The sequence below is a fragment of the Actinomadura rubrisoli genome (genome assembly GCF_004349215.1).
GTDB classification, from domain to species: Bacteria; Actinomycetota; Actinomycetes; order Streptosporangiales; family Streptosporangiaceae; genus Spirillospora; species Spirillospora rubrisoli.
The window spans coordinates 1-3,628 of record NZ_SMKU01000551.1 but is presented as its reverse complement, the minus strand read 5'-3'; the positions used below and the strand labels follow the sequence as shown (position 1 = coordinate 3,628).

Sequence of the window (3,628 nt, the reverse complement as noted above, 5' to 3'; positions counted from 1 at the left end):
GATCTGGACGCCGACTACGCCGACGAACTCCGCGGGGCACGCGAGCGCAGCGGGGCCGACGAGGCCGTGACCACCGGCGAGGGGCGCATCCACGGCCGGCGGGTCGCCGTCATCGCCTGCGAGTTCTCCTTCCTGGCCGGATCGATCGGGACCGCCGCCGCGCGGCGGCTCGTCCTGGCCGTCGAACGCGCGACCGCCGAGCGCCTGCCACTCCTCGCCTCGCCGACGTCCGGCGGCACGCGGATGCAGGAGGGCACCAGCGCCGTCGTGCAGATGATCCCGATCTCCGCGGCGGTCGCCGCGCACCGCGCCGCGGGCCTGCCCTACCTCACCTACCTGCGCAATCCGACGACCGGGGGCGCGTTCGCCTCCTGGGGTTCGCTCGGCCAGGTCACCGCCGCCGAGCCGGGAGCGCTGATCGGCTTCCTCGGGCCGCGGGTGTACGAGGCGCTGCACGGCGAACCGTTCCCGCCCGGCGTCCAGGTCGCCGAGAACCTGCACGCGCGCGGCCTCCTGGACGCGGTCCTCGAACCCGCCGAGCTGCGGGCGGTGGCGTCCCGCGTCCTGGGCATCGTCGCCGCCCGGCGGGAGCAGCCGCCCGAGGCCGCTCCGCTGCCCCTGGAGGAACTGGCCGACACCCCCGCCTGGACCTCGGTCGAGCTGTCCCGCCGCCCCGACCGCCCCGGGGTGCGCGCCCTCCTGCGGTGCGCCGCCGACGCCGTCCCGCTGCACGGCACCGGCGAGGGCGAGAGCGACCCCGGGCTGCTACTGGCGCTGGCCCGCTTCGGCGGGGCACCGTGCGTGGTCCTGGGCCAGGACCGGGAGTGGCAGAGCCGGCACGGCCCGCTCGGCCCGGCCGCGCTGCGGGTCGCCCGCCGCGGCATGCGCCTCGCCGCCGAACTCGGCCTGCCCCTGCTCAGCGTCATCGACACGGCCGGGGCCACCCTGAGCAAGGAGGCCGAGGAAGGCGGCCTCGCGGGGGCGATCGCCCGCTGCCTCGCCGAAATGGTCGTCCTGCCCGTCCCCACCCTCTGCCTGATCCTCGGCCAGGGCGCAGGCGGCGGCGCGCTCGCCCTGGTGCCCGCCGACCGGGTGCTGTGCGCCCAGCACGGATGGCTGTCGCCGCTGCCGCCCGAGGGCGCCTCGGCCATCCGCTACCGCACCACCGACCGCGCCGCCGAACTCGCCCGGACGCAGGGCATACGCTCACTCGACCTGCTGCGCGACGGCGTCGTCGACCGTGTCGTCGCCGAGCGCCCCGACGCCGCCGACGAACCCGCGGACTTCCTCGCCCGCCTCGGGTGCGCGCTGGAGTACGAGCTGGTCAGCCTGCTGCGCCGTCCCGACGAGCAGCGCCGGGCCGCGCGCCTGGGACGCTACGCCACCCCCGGCGTCCGACCCGGGTCCCGGCGCTGAGCCCGCGCACCCGGCGGACCGTCCCCCATCACGACAGGAGAGCCCACAGCATGCCAACCCCCGAGCCCGGATGCGTGCTCGTCGCCCTCGGCGGCAACGCCATGACCGGCCCCGACGGCAGCGCCACCCCGGACGCGCAGCGCGCCGCGATCGAGGTGGCCATGGAACGCGTCGCGGACCTCGTGGCCGCCGGAGCCCGCGTCGTCCTCACCCACGGCAACGGCCCCCAGGTCGGCAACCTGCTGGTGAAGAACGAGATGACCGCGGGCGTCGTCCCGCCCGTCCCGCTCGACTGGTGCGGGGCGCAGACCCAGGGAACGCTGGGGTTCACGATCGTCTCCGCGCTGGAGGCCGCCCTGCGGCGGCGGGGCCGGGAGGTGCCGGTGGCCGCGGTGGTCACCCGGACCCTCGTCGATCCGGACGACCCCGCGTTCGAACGGCCCACGAAACCCGTCGGCCGCTACCTGCCGCGCGCCGAGGCGGAGCGCTTCATCGCGCTCGGCCAGTCCTGGGAGGACCGGGGCGCACGTGGCTGGCGGCGGGTCGTCCCCTCGCCCGAACCGATCGCCGTCCTGGACGCCGACGCCGTCCGCGCCCTGCTGGCGGCGGGGTTCGTCACGGTGGCCGCCGGGGGCGGAGGGATCCCGGTGGCACAGGCCGCCAGCGGTGTCCGCGGCGTGGAAGCGGTCCTGGACAAGGACCTGACCGCCGCGCTGCTGGCGAGGGAGGTGGGTGCCGACGTCCTGGTCATCGCGACCGATGTGCCCTTCGCGATGGTCGGCTTCGGCACCGCCCGGCAGCGTCCGATCGAGCGTGCCACACCGGCTGAGCTGCGGGCCCACGCCGCCGAGGGGCAGTTCGCGGGAGGCAGTATGGGGCCCAAGGCCGAGGCGGCGGCCCGCTTCGTCGAGAACGGCGGCCGGCGCGCCGTGATCACCTCGCTCGACCGCATCGCCGCCGCCGTGGAGGACGGCGACGGAACCGTGATCGAGCGCCGGACCCCATGAGGTTCGACCGGCGCGACAACCGAAACAACCAACGAGAGAACGAGGTGGGACGAAATGCCGAGGCCGATTGAGGTCCACAAGGTGGCCATCGAGAGCGTGACGGACGCGTCGGGGCTGGCCAAGCTCATCGACGACGGTGTGTTCGGCGCCGACGACGTCCTTGCCGTCATCGGCAAGACCGAGGGCAACGGCGGCGTCAACGACTACACCCGCATCCTCGCCGACCGGGCCTTCCGCGAGGTGCTGACGGCCAAGGGCACCCGCTCGCAGGCGGCGGTGAAGGAGGTACCGCTGGTCTGGTCCGGCGGCACGGACGGGGTCATCTCGCCGCACGCGACCGTGTTCGCGCACGCCCCGGAGGGCCGGTACGAGGCCACCGACGAGCCGCGGCTGGCGGCGGGCGTCGCGATGAGCGAGCCCATCCGTCCAGAGGACATCGGCCGCCCGGCGATGGTGGAGAACGTCGCCGAGGGGGTGCGCGCGGCGATGAAGGCCGCGGGCATCGGCGACCCGGCGGATGTGCACTACGTGCAGACCAAGACGCCGCTGCTGGTGCTGGAGACCATCAACGACGCCAAGGCCCGCGGCTTCGACGTGTGGACCGAGGACACCCTCAAGTCCATGGACGTCTCCAATTCCACGACCGCGCTCGGCATCGCGGTCGCGCTCGGCGAGATCTCCATGCCGACTGCCGAACAGATCCACCGGGACCTGTCCCTGTACTCCTCGGTCGCCTCGTGCTCGTCCGGCGTCGAGCTCGACCGGGCCCAGATCGTGGTGGTCGGCAACGCGCGTGGCGTCGGCGGGCGCTTCCGGATCGGGCACAGCGTCATGAAGGACGCCCTGGACGCGGACGGGATCTGGGCGGCGATCCGCTCGGCGGGCCTGAGCCTGCCCGAGCGGCCGCACACCGACGACCTGGCCGGCCGCCTGGTGAACGTCTTCCTCAAGTGCGAGGCCGACCCCACCGGGCGCGTCCGCGGACGGCGCACCGTCATGCTCGATGACTCCGACGTGCACTGGCACCGGCAGATCAAGGCGACCGTAGGCGGGGTCACCGCCGCGGTCACCGGCGACCCCGCCGTCTTCGTGTCGGTCGCCGCAGTGCACCAAGGCCCATCGGGCGGAGGCCCGGTCGCCGCAGTCGTCGTCGCGGACTGACTCGGGCCAAGGGCCGGGCGCCCCACCCAACACCGCGCCCGGCC

General features: G+C 74.9%; 3 protein-coding genes. All 3 read left to right on the top strand.

What is annotated here, in order from left to right; all coding sequences use genetic code 11:
* Positions 1-1,416, top strand: a 1,416-nt coding sequence (locus E1298_RS45110; RefSeq protein ID WP_131903515.1) for a carboxyl transferase domain-containing protein, incomplete at its 5' end; no start/stop codon positions are given.
* A 50-nt stretch (positions 1,417-1,466) separates the two neighbouring features.
* The gene (locus tag E1298_RS45105) at positions 1,467-2,423 is read left to right on the top strand and encodes a carbamate kinase (RefSeq protein WP_131903514.1); all 957 of its coding nucleotides are present in this window, start codon (positions 1,467-1,469) and stop codon (positions 2,421-2,423) included.
* A gap of 54 nt (positions 2,424-2,477) precedes the next feature.
* On the top strand, positions 2,478-3,584 hold the full coding sequence (gene bar, locus E1298_RS45100) for a barbiturase (RefSeq protein ID WP_131903513.1): 1,107 nt from the start codon (positions 2,478-2,480) through the stop codon (positions 3,582-3,584).
* The last annotated feature ends 44 nt before the right edge of the window (positions 3,585-3,628 follow it).